We start from the raw sequence: 16,423 nt of genomic DNA on the forward strand, positions 1-16,423 counted from the left end.
GCTTCCGCGCCCACTGCTTCCGCGCCCACTGTTTCGGCACCCCAGGCTTCCGCACCCCGGGCCAACGCGCCCACTGCCTCGGCGCCCCGGTCGATGCCGCGCGGACCAAAACTCATTCCCGGCGCCTCGGTCGCGGGCGGACGCTACCGACTCCTGGCACCCCACGGCGGAACCCGCGGACTGCAGTTCTGGGAAGCCCTCGACGTCAAACTCGATCGCGAAGTAGCCCTGACGTTCGTCGACGCGGAACAGCGCGGCGACGATAACCCGCAGTCCGGTCCGCAGTCCGTGCTCTCGCGCACATTGCGCCTGGGCCGCATCAATTCTCCAGGTCTCGCGCGAGTCCTCGACGTCGTCCGTGGAAGCTCGGGGGGCATCGTCGTCGCTGAATGGACGCCGGGCCGATCACTGCGCGAAATGGCCGAAACGACGCCGTCGCCGATCGGTGCGGCACGCGCTGTTCGCAGCCTCGCATCCGCCGCGGAGGCGGCTCACCGCACCGGTGGCGCACTGTCCATCGATCACCCTGATCGGGTGCGCATCAGCATCAACGGCGATGCCGTACTCGCTTTCCCCGCAACGCTTGCCGAGGCGGATTCCACCAGCGACGTTCGTGGTCTCGGCGCCATGCTCTACGCCCTGATCACGGCTCGCTGGCCCCTCGCGGAACCGTCGGCCGGGCCTGTCGGCGGGTTACTGCCGGCTGGTCGCGATGCTGCCGGACGCCCGATCGAGGTACGCGTCATCCGCCCCGAAGTACCGTTCGATATCTCAGCTGTCGCAACGCGGGCATTGCAGTCGGAGAGTGGAATCCGTACTGCCGCAACGGTGCAACACATTCTCGATCAGGCATCTGTTGTCAACGACAAGACGGAAATGATTCCGGCTCTGCGTCTGGGACATCGCGATCCGGGCATGTCCGGACACGCCTTGACAGACCCCGAGGCAATTGAAGCCGAGAAGAAGAAGTCGACGCGGATGCTTGCCGCGTTGACCGCGCTCGGCGTCTTCACAGTCATCGTCCTGATCCTGCTCGGTGTGTGGGTTGCCAGCTTCCTCTCGGGTAGTAGTAGCGACACTCCACTGAGTGAACAGAACTTCGGTTTGACCACGGAAGCTACTGCTCCCACGACAACTTCAGCTGCGCCGGTTGTTGCTACGGCACCGGTGAAGGCATCCCGAGTCACCGTGTTCTCGCCGCAGGGAACTCCGGATCAGCCGGCCACCGCCAAGAACGTCATCGACGGCAACCCCGCGACGGAGTGGTCCACGGATTCGTACTTCCAGCCCTTCCCGTCGCTGAAGAACGGTGTCGGACTCATGCTCACGCTCGAGAATGCCGCCACCCTGAAGAACGTATCGATCACGTCCGATTCGCCGGGTACCGTCGTCGAAATCCGTTCTGCCCCCTCTGCGGACACGACGCTCGATCAGACGAAGGAAATCGGATCGGCGACCTTGAAGAACGGGGTGACCGAAATTCCGGTCACCGCCGACAGCGCGAACCAGTACGTGCTGGTCTGGATTACCGAACTCGGCACACAATCCGGACAGAATCAAACGTCCATCTCAGACATATCGTTCACTGCCGCACGGTAATTCAACTCCGACCCGTCCCCACCCCCTCCGAAAGCTGTGCCACTGAGCTAACATCCGCCCGTGCACACTTATCGGGGGGGCACCGGGGGCGGGGCTACGGATTTCGAATTACTGACAGCACATGTGGCGGGCGATCCACATGCTTTCCGTGAACTGCTGACCCGGCATCAGGATCATCTATGGCACGTCGCCCGGCGTACCAGCTATTCGGACGAGGACGCGGCAGACGCACTCCAGGAGGGCTTACTCTCCGCGCATCGCAACGCTTCCAAGTTTCGTCGGGACGCGGCGGTACGGAGTTGGCTGCATGCAATTGTCGTCAATGTGTGTAATCCCAGGTCAGAAGCCTAAGAAGGCCCTTCGGTACGCAGAGGGTACGCAGTAGATCCCAGAGCCTCACCCAGAAGGCCGCTAGCCGCTTTCCGTGTCCGATCCTCTGCCTTCGGCCATAGGTGGCTGTACGTGTCGAGCGTGACTGACGCCGAGGAGTGCCCCAGTGCCCTCTGTACAGTCACAACATCGCACCCTGCAGCAATCAGTCCCGAAGCGAAGTAGTGCCGCAGAGAGTGCATCTTGAGATCCGTAATCTCCGCTGCCTTCTTTGCTTTGCGCCACCGTGTACCGACCATGTTCGTTTCCATCGGATTGTCCTTGAGCCCTGGGAACATCCACCGCCGAGGATCACCGCCAGGAACGAACAGGCGAATGTGTTCGGCTGCCATCTCGATCAACTCTTTCGGTGCTGAAATCGTGCGCTCGGAACCGTATTTCGGTGGACGTATCTCAACCACACCACTACGTATCCGTTGCGATTGCCGTTGCACTTCGATGTCTCGACGCAGAAAATCGAAGTCACCGACTTGCAGGGCCGAAGCCTCGCCAGAGCGGAGGCCGGCGAATGCGCACAGTGCAACGAACAGTGTGAACCGATCCTCTGCACTCGTAACGAGTTGGCCCACTTGCTCGCTGGTAGGTATCACCATTGCTGCCTCTGCGCGCCGAGTGCGAGGGAGCTTCACGCCTTGGCTCGGATCGGACGCGAGAGCCTTGTCTCGTATCGCAGCCTTGAGAATGGCGCGCACGTTCATCATCCGAGACTTGATCGTCGTCGGCGCCAACGGCTGATCTTGCATCTTCTTGACCCACGTCTCGAAGTGGCTTGCGCGCAGGTCTGACATTGCCACGTCACCGAATGGCACTGTGCGGTCGATGCGATCCATTTCGCGCCGGGTGTTGTGAACCCACACCTGCCGAGGTGCCCACTCTGCGTAGAAACTCCGGAACGTGATCTGCCCGCGCGCAGGGTCGATGTAGGTGCCAGTGACTTGGCTTGTCACGATGTTGTTGAGCCAGTTTTGAGCGTCCACCTTGCGGTCAAATCGTTGCGTGCGTTCGTGGCTGTCATCATCGACATACCTTGCACGCCAACGCTTTCCCTTGCCGTGAAGTTTGGACTCGACCTTGGTTTCCTTGTTGTCAACCTTGACGGTCTTCCACCACAGATCCTCGACGCCAGCGCGCCGGTTACGCTTCGGGAGAGTCATCGACACTCAGTTCAACTTCATTGCTGGAGCTCGGCACCGAGAAGCCTATTCGTCGACCGGGGTGCCGGAGTTTCGAGCTAAGTCGCACCAAGGCTGGAGTTCCACTGTTGACCAGCTTGAAGAAATCGTGCGCGCAAAGTTTGAATTCGATCCGCTTTCGCTCTGCTGGTCCGCTTGCTCGCTCAACCTCGGTGAGCAGCTCCCTTACTTCGACGGCCAATTCCTCGGCATATTCAAATTCTTCGGCTGAAGAATCGACCCAGTGTCGAATCCGCTTCGCGAGCTGATGCACCCGGGCCGAGGGGGAGTCGAGCAGCATCTGAGCGAGATCCACGCCAAATGCTTCGGATAGGGCTTTTGCTTCGTCAAGTCGAATCGCCCTGGGTCGATCCACGTCGCGTAGTTCGATCTTGGCAATCGCTGACGGATGAAGTGAAATACCTTGCTGTTGTAACCTTTCCGCCAGTTCGAACTGTGTCCAGCCGCGCAGTTCCCTCTCCTCGCGAACCCGTCGACCAAACCAATCTTCAACCGAGCTCGTTTCCTCTTCGTTTCCCATAGGAGGAAACGCTATCAGCCGTTGGAGGTTGCGGGAAGCGTTGGTTCGTGCGATCCTTCTGTCGGAAGATCTATTTTCTTTAGGAGGAAACCATGGGCAATTCTCAATCATCCGGTCCCGTCAGCATCGCGCTGATCAAGGACGTCGAAAAGTACCTGACCACCAAACAGGTGAACGAAATGACAGGAATCCCCGTCGGAACTTTGCGCTACTTCCGTCATTGCAACACTGGGCCCGAGTCAATGGTCCTGGGCCGCAAGCGAGTGGTCTACAAGCTGTCGAAACTGAACGAGTGGCTGGTAGCGCAGGAGAGCAACAGTGTTCGCGGGGGCGTGTCCTGATGCTATCCACGCCAGCAAACAAAAACGTCACCGACCACGCAGTTACAGCTGCATATGTGGCCGATGACGTCCGAATCACCCAAACCACCAAGTAAGGAGAAGATTCAATGACCACCCTAAATGATTCCAGCTTCCCGCGTTCACTCGAGCAGGTCGCGGACCTCGCTGACTACAACCGGCGCACCGACGAGATGTGCGAGCTGGCGAACGTCGCACACGCGAATATCCCGGCGCCGAAGTGGTGCATCGGAGATCTACCGGAGTTCGACATGCGCCACGACGACGATTCTGTCGAACGCTTCTTCTCTCGTGAGTTCATCCCTGCCGCTTCGGGGATCGTTGGCAGCGTCAAGATTCAGCAGTTCCACGTTTCGCGGGCAGGTCAGCTGATCGTCCGAGATTCCGAGATCGTTATCGCTGCACCCCGTGAGTACTCGCTGGCACATGCGCTCGGAATCGCCGAAGCCATCGTGTCAGCAGTCGAGGCACTGGAGTTGGCCGAATGAGCATCATCGGGAACGTGCCGACGAGTCGGCAGGTCCACGCAACTCTCGGATACAACGGGGCTGAACGCACGATCCTTGCTCAAGTCGCCAAAGGTCCTTTCGCTGCGCAGATTTCACGATGGGATGCGAACGATGGCGACGATCCGTACTCGGATCCCCCTCGCATCGAGATCGACTGCTCTGACCAGGACGGCGGCGGCTTCTTCGACCTGACAATCCTGCCGGAGTACGTCGAGACGTTCGCCGCCGTTGTTTCCGAGATCGTCGCCGACTACCGAGCAATCGTGACGCCTGCCGGTTGCGCTGAGCAGGTCAGGAGAGCCGCATGAGCACAACAACTTTCGCGCTTGCGTTCCTGTTGATCGCCGAGAATCTGGTCATCATTGCCATGGGATTCCAACGCTTCGATGAGAGGGAGAGGTTTCCATACGAACGCTGACCTTGAGTTCTGCAGGCCCGGTCCAACGTATCTGCTGAACGCAACAGGTGGCGTGAGATTCGAAAACCCCACGCCACCTGCATATCCAAGGAAGGGGCCTGACCAAGTGCCCGCAATCAATGTTACCGAAGAGACAGTCCAGATGCTTGAGCGTGGATTTGCGATCTTCCCCCTGACCGGCAAGAAGGCTTTTCTCCCCGGCGGTTTCCACGACGCGACGACAAATCGTGACGTTCTCAATCGGCAAGCCAAGAAATACCCCGGCTGCAACTGGGGTGGAATCTGCGACGGAGTGATGGTGCTCGACGAAGATCCACGCAACGGCGGCAATCTCGAATCCATTGGCGTTCCTGATGTTCTGGACACATTGGTGGTTCGTACGGGATCCGGCGGTCGGCACGCCTATTTCCGACATGAGGGCAAGGTGCGCGGCAAGCTCGACCAGCATGAGGGAATCGACCTGAAAACCTGGCGCACGGGATACACGGTGATGCCCGGCTCTATTCACCCCGAGACCGATCAGCTGTACCGGATCGAACGCGACCTTCCGATCGCAAATCTCCCACAAGAACTGCTCCCTCTTGTGACTCCACCGGTATTCAAACCGCAGCCGATCGCGGTCAATCCCGAGCGACGTTCGGATGGGTTGGTGCGCAAGGTTGCCGACGCTACCGACGGCGGACGTAATGCCATCACGTACTGGGCGCTATGCCGCGCACTCGAACGGGGGAGCAGTGACCTTGTGCCTGAGATCCGCTCTGCCGCACTGAACACAGGTCTCACTGAGAGAGAGTTCGATACATGTCTGCGCTCAGCTCAGCGGACGACAGGACGGGCAGCGTAATGGATGAGCCGATTCGCAGGTCAGTTCGTCTCGTCCGAATGTCCGACGAGAAAGACGACGTGCCGGTCTGGGCGTGGTCCTACGACGGGAAGGGGCGAATCCCGTTGGGAGCACTCGCGCTGTTCGCCGGTCGGCCAGGTGCCGGCAAGTCGACGGGAGGTCGGTGGATCGCAGCTAGTGCGTCCACTGGCACCCTTGCCGGTCACTGGGAAGGAAAGCCTGTCAACGTCGCTTACATCGCAGCAGAGGAGTCCTCGAAGTACGTCGTCAAGCCCGGACTCCGAGCTGCCGGCGCGGATATGAATCGAGTACTCATTCCGAAGGTCGACATCGGCGGTGAGGAAGTGCGCTTTCTGTCCTCGCACGATATGGCCGACCTGACCGCACTGATGCTCGAACATGAGGTGAAGCTCGTTGTCGTAGATCCACTGATGTCGACGATCGGATCGAAGACGGACATCAACCGCAACAACGAGGTCCGCTCACTCGTGGAACCGTGGGCCAAGCTCGCCGAAACCATCGACGGCGTGGTGCTCGGTATCGCTCACCTGAACAAGTCCGGCAACGGCGACGTGGTGGCCGGCATCAACGGTTCGTCGGCATTCGGTGAAGTTGCCCGCTCGGTGTTCGGCTTCGCGAAAGATCCCGACTCTGACGACGGTGACCGAATCATGAGCCAGGAGAAGAACTCCATCGGCGAGGAAGACCTGGCGCTGACGTACCGAATCGAGTCCAAGGAAGTGGTGACGGACTCGGGTAAGACGGCAGAGGTCGGTCGGTTCGTGATCGTCGGCAACTCGGATCGAAGCGTGGGAGATGTGCTCCGCGACTCCTCGCGACCGAGCAACGACGGCAACTCATCGAACGAGGAAATCGACACCTGGCTCGGTGCCCTGCTGACACCCGGCCCGGTGCTTGCGACCGAGATCTACACCGCAGCAGATCAGGCTGGCTTCACCAAGGACAAAGCGAAACGGGCGAAAACTCGGCTGAACGTTCGGGCGTTTCGACCCGAGAATCCGGGGCCGTGGTGGTGGGAGAAAGCAGGGAGCACCGAGCCGGAAGAAGTTGCTACACCTGTGAGCGTGCTCCCTGCTCCCTGTGAGGTCAGAGGGGGTGCAGAGGGGGGCAGGGAGCAGGGCGCAGGATCTACGCGAGACGTGCACCCTGCCTGTCCGACTTGCCGAGAGCCACTCGGAAAGTCCGGCAAGTGCGTCCGCTGCATCGTCGCCGAAGCCAGTGGAGTTCCGGCATGAGTCGCCAGAAGCCGCAACCTGTGGCATTGCTCGCCGCTCTGGTCGATATCCGACTGACTGGAGCGGCTTGCGCCGGCCACGCACCACTGTTCGACGACATCCTCGACGAGGGCAACGAACCGCCCGAGGAACGCGAAGCGCGGCACCACCAAGCCCGCAGCATCTGCCGGCGCTGCCCGGTCGCGGCGCACTGCGAGACCGCAGCCAATGAAGACGACACAACCTCAGGAATTTGGGCCGGGCGTTTACAGGGCCTCACCGACAATCGAAGGAAGGCATCGTGAAGGCACCAACGAACCTCAGTCTCGACGAATACCGAAAGATCAACGAACTCACACTCGAACGCCGCGGCAAGCGATGGACTCAGATGTCGATGCCCGAGGCGCAAGAGTTGCTCGGTGAGTTGAACGCAGAGTGTGTGGTCCTCGAGGCCAAGGTCGTAGTCCTCGAAGCGCAGAAGGAGTGGGGCGAAGCTGCCGGCGCTCACGAACCGCAATGAACCGAAAACGGAAGCGGCAACGAACATGCCGAGAGCCGTTGTGCCAGAACAACACCCGATCAGCATCCGGCAACTGCTCAAAACATCGCAGCCCATGGGCAGTGAAGGTCATCGACGGACAATGCCACATCGGACCCGTTGCTCTACCTCTCGCCGACGCCCGAACCCTCGCCGACGAGATCCACGACGCACTGGAAGGAATCAACCCATGAGCGACGACATCGGAAACCAACTCCCACAACCCGACCCGCGCGGCTGGCTGACATTCGACCACCTACCCCGAGACCTTGCAGACGCCGAGGGTTCGACGCAGTACGCCGACTACGAAGCCTCGAAAAGGATTCGCGGACCACGGAAGCGGCCGGCAACACCAGCCGAGCGAACGCTACTGATCCACCTCGGGCACGAACCGCCCGAGCTTCTCGACACAACCGTCGAGTACCTGACCGGAACTGTCCGACGCCGGACTTGGCCAGTACTCGAATTGCTCGAATCCAAGAAGACACAGAACCCCGAAAACCAAGGAGCCCGACAATGACTGCACCCATCAACCCCACCACCCCCGAAGCTGAACCGACCCCGGTCACCCCGGAGCCTTTGCGGGATCCCGCAACCCCCGAGGTGCCCGAAACACCCGAGGCAGAAGCGAAGCCCGACAACGAGGCCGCGAAGTACCGTCGCCGCCTTCGGGATACCGAGACCGAACGCGACACCTTCGCCAACCGGCTGGATTCGCTACAACGCCAAGTCATCTCCTCTGCGTGCGACGCTGCCGGATTCAAAGCCGCCGGCTTCTGGGCATCGGGCGTGGAAATGAAAGACCTGCTCACCGAGGACGGAGAGATCGACCCCGACAAGGTATCCACCGCAATCACAACAGCAGTGAGCACTCTCGGATTGGCACTCACCCCTCGAACCCCGAAGCCGAATCGACAGCAGGGCGTAGCGTCCGCCCGAGTCGATAGCGAGACGAGCTGGTCGAAGGCCCTGGGCGGCAAGTAATCACCTGATACAGTTGCGGTGCGCAGACATTCGACCCCGTGGGTTGGAACTGCGCACCGCAGCCCCAGGAGGGCAACCGCAAAACGGCAGAGCCGCAAGCGTGTTCACCAATCATCCCTCCTGACGCAAAGGCGCAGAACACATGTCTCTCTACACCCCCGGCCAGCCCCGCACATTCCTCCCCGAGGAAATCGCAGAGCTGGTCACCCGTCCCGTCGAACGCGAAGCACTCAGCCTCCAGGTCTCGACAGTCGTCTCACTTCCCGATGGCGTCCACGAATACCGCGTCCCGATCGTGGCCGCTGACCCCACTGCAGAGTGGACGGCCGAAGGTGCCGAGATCGGAGTATCGGACCCTGATCTCGACGAGACCTCAGTCATCCCTCGTAAGCTCGCCGGCCTGACCATCATCAGCCGAGAGATGGCCCGCGACTCCAGCCCCGAGGCAACCGACCTCGTGGGTAAGGGATTGGCCCGCGACCTGGCCCGCAAGCTCGACGCCGCATTCTTCGGCACCAACGTCACTGCAGCCGGCCCCCCGGTGGTCCGCAATGGCAACCGACCCCTCGGGCTGGAGGACGTAGTGGGGGTGTCGGAGGTCGACACGGGTGGAACCATCGTCAACACAGATGTGTTTGCCGAAGCCATCAGCAAGGCCGAAGAGGTCGGCGCAACCATCGACCACTTCGTTGCCAACCCCGCCGATCTCCTCACACTCGCAAAGGTGAAGAAGGCAACAGGATCCAACGAGCCGCTACTCGGCACCGATGCCACCTCACCATCCAAGCGCGTGGTGCTCGGTGTGCCGATCCTGCCGAGCTCCGCTGTTCGACTCGGAACAATTTGGGCTTTGCCGAAGGATCGAATTCACACAGCAGTGCGCGAAAGTGCAGAGCTCGCGGTCGACGAGTCCGCTTACTTCACGTCGGATCGAATCGCAGTTCGCGCAATTCTTCGCGCTGGCTTCGTCTTTCCTCACGAAGAAGCGATCGTGAAGATCTTCAAGAAGATCTGACAACAACACCAATTCTTCCAACGCGATGAACGTGCGATCTCGCGTTGGAACAACGGGAAACGTGGACTTGGCCGCGTGACCCCAGTCAGGCCACCTGGGCGTGCGACCGGGTGGCCTGACCCATACCTAGAGGAGAGAACCAATGCCGTGGAGTACTGAGCCGGACCGATACCGAGGAGTGCCGGCATCCCTGGCCCGAAGGGTCCGCAATCGAGATCACAACCGCTGCCGGATGTGTGGGCAGCCGGGCGTGCAGGTGGACCACATCATCAACGTCAAAGCCGGAGGCACCGACGACATGACCAACCTTCAAGTCCTGTGTGCCCGGTGCCATGAGATCAAGACGCAGCGTGAAGCCCGGGTCGGGAGAGCGAAGAGCAGCCGCCACCGACCAGCTGAGAGGCATCCAGGACTGCTCTGACCAGCACAAACACCCTGGGGAGCTGCTCCCCAAGCACTCTCACGGGCTGGCGATTGGCTTAGCAGCTAAGTCCGCATGCATTACGAACAATTCATTTTTTGGAGGACACAATGGCACCACGAAAGCCTGTTTCGGCAGGTCAGAAGCTAAGAAGAGACCTCGACAAGACCCTGAAAGAGGCTTCAAAGGACGGTCAAATATGGGAATGGGACACCCGAGAGCTGGCTTTGCTGGCCCTGATCGAGTCCCAGGCCGACACAATCGAGAAGCTCGATTCGACCATTGCCACGGACGGTCTGACCGCTACAGGCTCGACTGGGCAGATGAGACTGCACCCCGCGGTGACCGAAGTCCGGCTTGCGCGTTCAGCTCTGGCGAAGCTCCTCGATCAGCTGCAACTTCCCGAGGATGCTGCCGCCGGCGGTGCGCAGTTGTCGCCGAAGTCCCGTCAACACGCGAAAGCGGCGAACAGTCGCTGGGATCGCCAGAAGTGGCAAGCAGGTAAGTCCTGATGGCGCGTGCGAAAGTTGTTGGCCCTCGGGCCGGGTCGGAGTATGCCCGGCTTCTAGACCGGGAGCAGTCCACGTTTGAGAGGTACGACGGTAGGCATCCGGGCTTCACACGGTCCCGGCATCTCCTCGATGCACTCGAGGTCGGGGAGTCGGTGACTGTGCAGGGCTGGAAGCTGAGCCCCGAGGCGTCACGTCGTCGTCCAAGTGTGATGTTCCGGGTGTTCCCTGACGGCAGGGTGGAGGTGGCCGAGGATGGCGCGTAAACGACACACTGCAGTCGAGTCGGGTGTTCGGAACTTCACCTCAGCCGAGCTTGATCGCATCCGAGAGCTGACCTCCGAGCCGTTGCCGCGACTAAGACTGCACCCACATCCCGTGTCGTCGGAACTGGACCGGATCCACGAAGCTGCCGGCCGACGACGGTCGACGATGATTTGGGAGCTCGGTGGTGGTGAGCATGATCCTCGGGCGGCGTTCGAGGAGGAGACCGGGTAGTCCAACCGTGGTCAATCTCCCCACAGATGGATCCACCCTCCGCGCGCGGAGGGTGGATCACCGATCAGGTCAGCAAATGAACCACGAACCCTATTTCTCTTCCTTATTGAACGACGCAACAGAAAGCAGTTGGTAGATCTTCTCTGAGTCAGCGCGACGAACAACAGCATCCTTATGAACCTTTGCCCATTCACCCGGCTGATATGCCGCGATTGCGTCAGCATCGATGGCGGGATGCAGAAGCAGAACACCTGAGTCAGTCACGGAGATTCGATCAGCTCCCTCCACAATGTCGTATTTAACGCTTCGCGTTGTATCCAGACGGGCAAGTTCCACGATGTAAGTCATGAACGAAGTATGTCGGCTGTCCGACTTGCCTGGGCGCGGTTCGCTTATAGCGAAGACGCCGGATTTGAGAGTGACGCAATGTCACTCTCGTGAGCATCCGCCTGACGTATGCCCACGACAGGGATGTCGGCAATGCCGACACCTTCGGTACGCAGTCGGTACGCAGTAGATCCAAAACAACCCAGATCATGCCAACGGCAGAAACACGCTTATCCGCTGGTCAGAGCCTTGCTCGTATCCAGTCAATTCTCACCAACGCCCGAGAAGGCATATGTCGTCAATGCATGCCTGGACCGGATACGACGAAACAAGTCTCGCCAGGCGCTGTCATTGTCGGCGGACAACGTCGAGGAACCACGGGACCCCCGCGACGGCGTCGAAGCAGTGGACATGAGCATGACCGTCGAAGCAGCATTGGCCGCACTGCCTCCTGAGCAGCGCGCTGCCGTCGTGGCTGTGGACATGGAGGGTTATCCCGTGGCCGAGGCCGCACTGCGCCTGGGAATTCCGGTAGGGACCGTGAAGAGTCGTTGCGCTCGTGCCCGGAAGCGTCTTGCGGGCGAATTGGCCCAGTTCGGCGACGCAGGGAACCGATCGTGATGCCACCGCGTCCAATCTTGTGAGCGCAATAGTGTGCGCTGCCACCAAGGAAGGGGAAGGTTCATGACAGATTCATCTGTACCTGGTCCGTCTGTTCTTGCCCCACCATTTTCCGAGGATCTTCTGGCTGATCTTCACGCCGGCGTTCTCGATCCGAAAACCAGCGAAACTTTGTGGCCTCTGGTCGAAGCAGACCCGGACGCGCTGTCGTTCGTCCGAAATCTCGACAACGTGACACAGGTGCTGCGCACCCGGGGCGACAACGTCAACCACACTTCTACCGACACCGATCGCATTCCGCCAGAACTGGCCGCTCGCATCTATGCGGCCTTGGATAGCGAATGGGCACAAAGGAATTCCGATTCCCCGAACTTCACGCCCAATGTGGTGCCGTTACGACGTTCACGACGAGGGTGGGCGATCGGCGGAGCCGCTGCGGCAGCTATTGCCGTCGTAGCCGTCTTGATTGCGGTACGCCCCAGCCAGCCCGAGCCTGATCTCACAACACAGCCAATACCCACCGCGCAATCAACTCCGAGCTCGAGCGAAGACCCGACCCCCGACAGCTTCCTGTCCTTGATCGGTTCCAAAAAACTTGGACCACTCGAAGATCCGACAAGGCTTTCCGAATGTCTGCTCGCAAACGGATTCCCCGAAGATCAACCAATTCTGGGCTCCGGCGAGGTCATGATTCAAGGAACCCCGGCTGTAGTTCTCTTGTTGCGCGGCAACGAACCTCTTCAGATTTCCGCTCTCGCAGTCGGGCTCGACTGCCGCCCCGGTAACCCGAACCTATTGTCACTCAACACTATCGGCTGATATCAGACTTCTGCCGCCGGCAGCAGCAGTTCCAGGATTCTGGCGCGCAGTTCATCCGTATCATCTTCCACCGCAATAAGACTCGAGAACATGGCAGCTCCAGAAGCCATCACCAGCACAGCCTTTGCATCCAGCAGTGCAGCTTCCGGATCATTCGAGTTCTGAAGAAACAATGCGGTGCTGGGCCCACTGAAACCGCGCCAGAGCTCGTTGCGCAGATCGTCGTGATCGCGCAATGCAGCCAGCAGGCCGGGCGCGGCAGCGCGAACCTCGGGCCGCGAGAACAACTGCGTGCTTCCGTCCACCACCCAGCGAATCCACCCTTCCCGGTCTGCCCCCTCGAAAGGCGACAGATCAGGTGTCGCGCCGAGGATCGATCCCAGAACCAGGTGCGCCTTGGACGGCCATCTCCGGGACATGGATGCCCGACTGACGCCGGCCCGGGCCGCAATAGCGCGCAGGCTCAATTGCTCCCATCCGACCTCGAGAAGCATGGAGCGTGTGACCTCGAGAACTGTGTCATCGATGCGTGGGTCTCGTGGGCGACCGGATCCTGTGGCATTCATCGTGTCGAATTGTCGGACAGATTCGGCGGCGGCGCTATATCGTCAGACATACGAGTCCACTGGCATCGTAATAAATCGGGCGCCCATCGGAAGTAGAACATGACCTCACCGTCTCGACCTGTGATCTTCGAACCTACCCCTCTCGGTCCTCTGACCTTGAAGAACCGCATCATCAAAGCCGCCACTTTCGAAGGTGTGATGCCGCGCGGAGCAGTCTCCGACGATCTGATCAACTTCCACGCCGAGGTAGCTCGCGGCGGCGCCGCAATGACCACTGTCGCCTACTGCGCCGTCTCACCTGGTGGACGCGTGCACCGCGACACCCTCGTCATGAACGAGCAGTCCCTGCCCGGACTACGCCGTCTCACCGACGCCGTCCACGCCGAAGGCGCACTCGCGGCCGCCCAGATCGGTCATGCCGGTCTCGTCGCCAACACCATCTCCAACAAGACCAAGACCCTGGCGCCGTCGACGCGCCTGAGTCCGCCGGCTATGGGAATCGTGAAAGGCGCGACGCTCGCGGAACTGGACAGCGTCGTCGACGACTACGAGCGCACCGCCCGGATAGCCGTCGACGCCGGTTTCGACGCCATCGAAGTGCACCTCGGCCACAACTACCTGCTCAGTTCGTTCATGAGCCCCAACCTGAACAAGCGCTACGATCAGTACGGCGGCAGCGTCGCCAAACGCGCCGAGTACCCGCGTCGAGTCATCGAAGCGGTCCGTCGCGCTGCCGGCTCGTCGGTTGCGGTCACCGCGAAGTTCAACATGTCCGACGGCGTCCCCAAAGGACTATGGCTCGATCAAAGCCTGCCCATCGCCAAGATCCTCGAGGCCGACGGCCACCTCGACGCCATACAATTGACCGGCGGTAGTTCACTTCTCAATGGAATGTACTTCTTTCGCGGCGAGGTTCCACTGGCAGAATTTGTTGCTTCCCAGCCCAAACTCGTCGGGTACGGACTCAAGTTCTACGGCCCCAAACTCTTCCCGACGTACCCGTTCGAGGAAGGTTTCTTCCTTCCCTTCGCCCGCCAGTTCCGGCAAGCCTTGAAGATGCCACTCATCCTCCTCGGTGGCATCAATCGAGTCGATACCATCGACCATGCACTGGACGAAGGCTTCGAATTCGTCGCGATGGCTCGCGCACTTCTGCGAGACCCTCAGCTGGTCAACAAGTTTCAGGACGAAAGCGTCGCCGAGGGGCTGTGCATCCACTGCAACAAATGCATGCCCACCATCTACACCGGAACTCGCTGCGTCGTGAGGGAGGCCCTGCGCACCTGAACTACCGGTGCGAGACTTCCAGCAGACTCCAATTGAGGGCCAAACCACTTTCCTGGCCGGGGCGGGAACAACACCCCCTATCCTGGTGTTGATCGGTACGGCTCTCGAAGAACGACGAGTCGGCTCTTTAACTACTGGAAGGCTCGCATGACCACCCCGCTGGAAGAGAAGCCCACGGTCCATGACGTCATCATTGTGGGTTCCGGCCCCGCCGGATACACCGCTGGTGTCTACACCGCGCGTGCTGAGCTCCAGCCCCTGCTTTTCGAGGGAACCCAGTTCGGCGGCGCCCTCATGACCACCACCGAGGTCGAGAATTTCCCCGGATTCCGCGAAGGAATCATGGGCCCTGACCTCATGGAACAGATGCGTGAGCAGGCTCTGCGCTTCGACACCGACATCCGCACCGAAGACGTCGACGAGATCGATCTGAGCAAGCCGATCAAGACCGTCGTCGCAAACGGCGAGACCTACGCGGCACACGCGATCATCCTCGCTATGGGTGCTGCAGCGCGTTACCTGGGTATCGAAGGCGAAGAGCGTCTTCTGGGCCGCGGCGTCAGCGCCTGCGCCACCTGCGACGGTTTCTTCTTCCGCGACCAGGACATCGTCGTGGTCGGCGGCGGCGACTCCGCGATGGAAGAAGCAACCTTCCTCACCCGCTTCGCGCGCAGCGTCACCCTCGTGCACCGCCGCGAAGAGTTCCGCGCGTCGCGCATCATGCTCGAGCGAGCCAAGGCGAACGAGAAGATCCGATTCCTCGTCAACACCGAACCTCTCGAGGTCCTGGGCGAGAACAGCGTCACCGGGCTGAAGGTCCGTGACACCGTTACGGGCGAGACGTCCACCCTCGACATCACGGGCATGTTCGTCGCCATCGGCCACGATCCGCGCAGTGAGCTCGTCAAGGGCCAGGTCGATCTCGACGACGCCGGCTACGTCCGCGTCGCCCCGGGTTCCACTGCCACCTCCGTCGACGGCGTTTTTGCAGCCGGCGACCTGGTCGATCACACGTACCGTCAGGCCATCACTGCTGCCGGCACCGGATGTTCCGCCGCAATCGACGCCGAACGCTGGCTTGCCGATCGTGGCGACATCACCGCCAACACCCTCGACGCAGCGGGTCACGCCGTTGATGTCCAAGGCCCAGCCGAAAATGCAACAACTTTAGCCCCCTGACTCACCCGTCACTGAATCACAACCCTCGAGGAGTAATCGTGTCGAATACCGTCACCATCACCGACGATTCGTTCAAGCAGGACGTTCTGGCCAGTGACAAGCCCGTTCTGGTCGACTTCTGGGCAACCTGGTGCGGCCCTTGCAAGATGGTCGCTCCGGTTCTCGAAGAAATTGCCGGTGAGAACAGCGACAAGCTGACCATCGCCAAGCTCGACATCGACGCCAACCCGGCTGCCGCTCGCGACTTCCAGGTCATGTCGATTCCGACGTTGATCCTGTTCAAGGACGGAAAGCCGATCAAGACCATCGTCGGCGCCAAGGGTAAAGCTGCACTGCTCAAGGAACTCGCAGACGTACTGTGAGTTCGGGGGATTCTCGCAATCCCCAGATTTTCTGAGATAATCGATCGATGTGCCTGCTCAGGTCCACTGCCAGGCACATCGATCGAATTCTTTAACCCGATCCGAGAGGTTTTCACGCATGCATCGACTCCGACACGGTGATCACGGCCCGGCCGTCGCCGAGATTCGGGGCACGTTGACGAAGCTGGGATACCTGCATCACATCCCCTCCAGCATTCGACGTGAAAGCG

21 protein-coding genes and 3 pseudogenes are annotated in these 16,423 nt (G+C 60.5%); 20 read left to right on the plus strand and 4 right to left on the minus strand.

Annotated elements, in window-relative coordinates:
* Positions 1–1,599, plus strand: a pseudogene (locus QM600_RS21870) (protein kinase family protein); the annotation flags it as partial.
* Positions 1,600–1,659: 60 nt separating this feature from the next.
* A pseudogene (locus QM600_RS21875) lies at positions 1,660–1,938 on the plus strand (sigma factor); the annotation flags it as partial.
* Positions 1,939–1,946: 8 nt separating this feature from the next.
* On the opposite strand, the gene QM600_RS21880 reads toward QM600_RS21875, so the two are convergent.
* Together QM600_RS21880 and QM600_RS21885 are read right to left on the minus strand one after the other, a co-directional pair.
* Positions 1,947–3,143, minus strand: coding sequence for a tyrosine-type recombinase/integrase (locus tag QM600_RS21880; protein WP_283263644.1), 1,197 nt, complete (start codon positions 3,141–3,143; stop codon positions 1,947–1,949).
* A complete protein-coding gene (locus QM600_RS21885) occupies positions 3,124–3,702 on the minus strand; it encodes a helix-turn-helix domain-containing protein (RefSeq protein WP_283263645.1) in 579 nt (192 codons plus the stop codon). Before QM600_RS21885 ends, QM600_RS21880 begins: the two co-directional genes overlap by 20 nt.
* A gap of 92 nt (positions 3,703–3,794) precedes the next feature.
* Between QM600_RS21885 and QM600_RS21890 the strand changes: the two genes are divergently transcribed.
* The 13 genes from QM600_RS21890 (at position 3,795) to QM600_RS21950 (ending at position 11,032) form a co-directional block, all read left to right on the plus strand.
* Positions 3,795–4,043, plus strand: a complete 249-nt coding sequence (locus tag QM600_RS21890; RefSeq protein ID WP_283263646.1) for a helix-turn-helix transcriptional regulator — start codon at positions 3,795–3,797, stop codon at positions 4,041–4,043.
* Between the two features lie 107 nt (positions 4,044–4,150).
* Positions 4,151–4,549 carry a hypothetical protein gene (locus QM600_RS21895; protein WP_283263647.1) on the plus strand — a complete coding sequence of 133 codons (399 nt, stop codon included), beginning with the start codon at positions 4,151–4,153 and terminating at the stop codon, positions 4,547–4,549.
* Positions 4,546–4,878, plus strand: a complete 333-nt coding sequence (locus QM600_RS21900; protein WP_283263648.1) for a hypothetical protein — start codon at positions 4,546–4,548, stop codon at positions 4,876–4,878. Before QM600_RS21895 ends, QM600_RS21900 begins: the two co-directional genes overlap by 4 nt.
* Positions 4,879–5,094: 216 nt before the next feature.
* The gene (locus QM600_RS21905; protein ID WP_283263649.1) at positions 5,095–5,832 is read left to right on the plus strand and encodes a bifunctional DNA primase/polymerase; all 738 of its coding nucleotides are present in this window, start codon (positions 5,095–5,097) and stop codon (positions 5,830–5,832) included.
* Positions 5,833–5,870: 38 nt separating this feature from the next.
* On the plus strand, positions 5,871–7,088 hold the full coding sequence (locus QM600_RS21910) for an AAA family ATPase (protein WP_283263650.1): 1,218 nt from the start codon (positions 5,871–5,873) through the stop codon (positions 7,086–7,088).
* Positions 7,085–7,372, plus strand: coding sequence for a WhiB family transcriptional regulator (locus QM600_RS21915; RefSeq protein ID WP_283263651.1), 288 nt, complete (start codon positions 7,085–7,087; stop codon positions 7,370–7,372). Before QM600_RS21910 ends, QM600_RS21915 begins: the two co-directional genes overlap by 4 nt.
* Positions 7,369–7,587: a hypothetical protein gene (locus QM600_RS21920; RefSeq protein WP_283263652.1), complete on the plus strand. Its 219-nt coding sequence runs from the start codon at positions 7,369–7,371 to the stop codon at positions 7,585–7,587. Before QM600_RS21915 ends, QM600_RS21920 begins: the two co-directional genes overlap by 4 nt.
* 208 nt (positions 7,588–7,795) lie before the next feature.
* A complete protein-coding gene (locus QM600_RS21925; RefSeq protein ID WP_283263653.1) occupies positions 7,796–8,125 on the plus strand; it encodes a hypothetical protein in 330 nt (109 codons plus the stop codon).
* Positions 8,122–8,589 carry a hypothetical protein gene (locus tag QM600_RS21930; protein ID WP_283263654.1) on the plus strand — a complete coding sequence of 156 codons (468 nt, stop codon included), beginning with the start codon at positions 8,122–8,124 and terminating at the stop codon, positions 8,587–8,589. The genes QM600_RS21925 and QM600_RS21930 overlap by 4 nt, the downstream gene beginning before the upstream one ends.
* Positions 8,590–8,731: 142 nt before the next feature.
* Positions 8,732–9,604 carry a phage major capsid protein gene (locus tag QM600_RS21935; RefSeq protein WP_283263655.1) on the plus strand — a complete coding sequence of 291 codons (873 nt, stop codon included), beginning with the start codon at positions 8,732–8,734 and terminating at the stop codon, positions 9,602–9,604.
* A 232-nt stretch (positions 9,605–9,836) separates the two neighbouring features.
* Positions 9,837–10,025 carry an HNH endonuclease signature motif containing protein gene (locus tag QM600_RS30000; RefSeq protein ID WP_283263664.1) on the plus strand — a complete coding sequence of 63 codons (189 nt, stop codon included), beginning with the start codon at positions 9,837–9,839 and terminating at the stop codon, positions 10,023–10,025.
* 110 nt (positions 10,026–10,135) lie between these two features.
* Positions 10,136–10,537 carry a hypothetical protein gene (locus tag QM600_RS21945; RefSeq protein WP_283263656.1) on the plus strand — a complete coding sequence of 134 codons (402 nt, stop codon included), beginning with the start codon at positions 10,136–10,138 and terminating at the stop codon, positions 10,535–10,537.
* A 252-nt stretch (positions 10,538–10,789) separates the two neighbouring features.
* On the plus strand, positions 10,790–11,032 hold the full coding sequence (locus tag QM600_RS21950; protein WP_283263657.1) for a hypothetical protein: 243 nt from the start codon (positions 10,790–10,792) through the stop codon (positions 11,030–11,032).
* A gap of 90 nt (positions 11,033–11,122) precedes the next feature.
* On the opposite strand, the gene QM600_RS21955 is transcribed toward QM600_RS21950, so the two are convergent.
* The gene (locus QM600_RS21955; protein WP_283263658.1) at positions 11,123–11,380 is read right to left on the minus strand and encodes a hypothetical protein; all 258 of its coding nucleotides are present in this window, start codon (positions 11,378–11,380) and stop codon (positions 11,123–11,125) included.
* 273 nt (positions 11,381–11,653) lie between these two features.
* Here QM600_RS21955 and QM600_RS21960 point away from each other — a divergent pair.
* Both QM600_RS21960 and QM600_RS21965 read left to right on the plus strand, forming a co-directional pair.
* Positions 11,654–11,980, plus strand: a pseudogene (locus QM600_RS21960) (sigma-70 family RNA polymerase sigma factor); the annotation flags it as partial.
* A gap of 63 nt (positions 11,981–12,043) precedes the next feature.
* Positions 12,044–12,799 (plus strand): RsmA family anti-sigma factor, encoded by a 756-nt coding sequence (locus QM600_RS21965; protein WP_283263659.1) that lies wholly within the window; start codon positions 12,044–12,046, stop codon positions 12,797–12,799.
* Between the two features lie 2 nt (positions 12,800–12,801).
* Here the strand turns inward: QM600_RS21965 and QM600_RS21970 are convergent, their stop codons facing one another.
* Positions 12,802–13,365, minus strand: coding sequence for a helix-turn-helix domain-containing protein (locus tag QM600_RS21970; RefSeq protein ID WP_283263660.1), 564 nt, complete (start codon positions 13,363–13,365; stop codon positions 12,802–12,804).
* A 99-nt stretch (positions 13,366–13,464) separates the two neighbouring features.
* Here QM600_RS21970 and nox point away from each other — a divergent pair, with 99 nt between their 5' ends.
* The 3 genes from nox (at position 13,465) to trxA (ending at position 16,193) form a co-directional block, all read left to right on the plus strand.
* A complete protein-coding gene (gene nox, locus QM600_RS21975) occupies positions 13,465–14,652 on the plus strand; it encodes a 4,4'-dithiodibutanoate disulfide reductase (RefSeq protein ID WP_283263661.1) in 1,188 nt (395 codons plus the stop codon).
* A gap of 147 nt (positions 14,653–14,799) precedes the next feature.
* Positions 14,800–15,831 (plus strand): thioredoxin-disulfide reductase, encoded by a 1,032-nt coding sequence (trxB, locus tag QM600_RS21980; protein ID WP_283263662.1) that lies wholly within the window; start codon positions 14,800–14,802, stop codon positions 15,829–15,831.
* 38 nt (positions 15,832–15,869) lie between these two features.
* Entirely contained in the window at positions 15,870–16,193 is a 324-nt protein-coding gene (gene trxA / locus QM600_RS21985) for a thioredoxin (protein WP_283263663.1), read from the plus strand.
* The last annotated feature ends 230 nt before the right edge of the window (positions 16,194–16,423 follow it).

This window comes from Rhodococcus sp. IEGM 1379, from assembly GCF_030056815.1.
In the GTDB taxonomy this organism is placed as follows: Bacteria; Actinomycetota; Actinomycetes; order Mycobacteriales; family Mycobacteriaceae; genus Rhodococcus_F.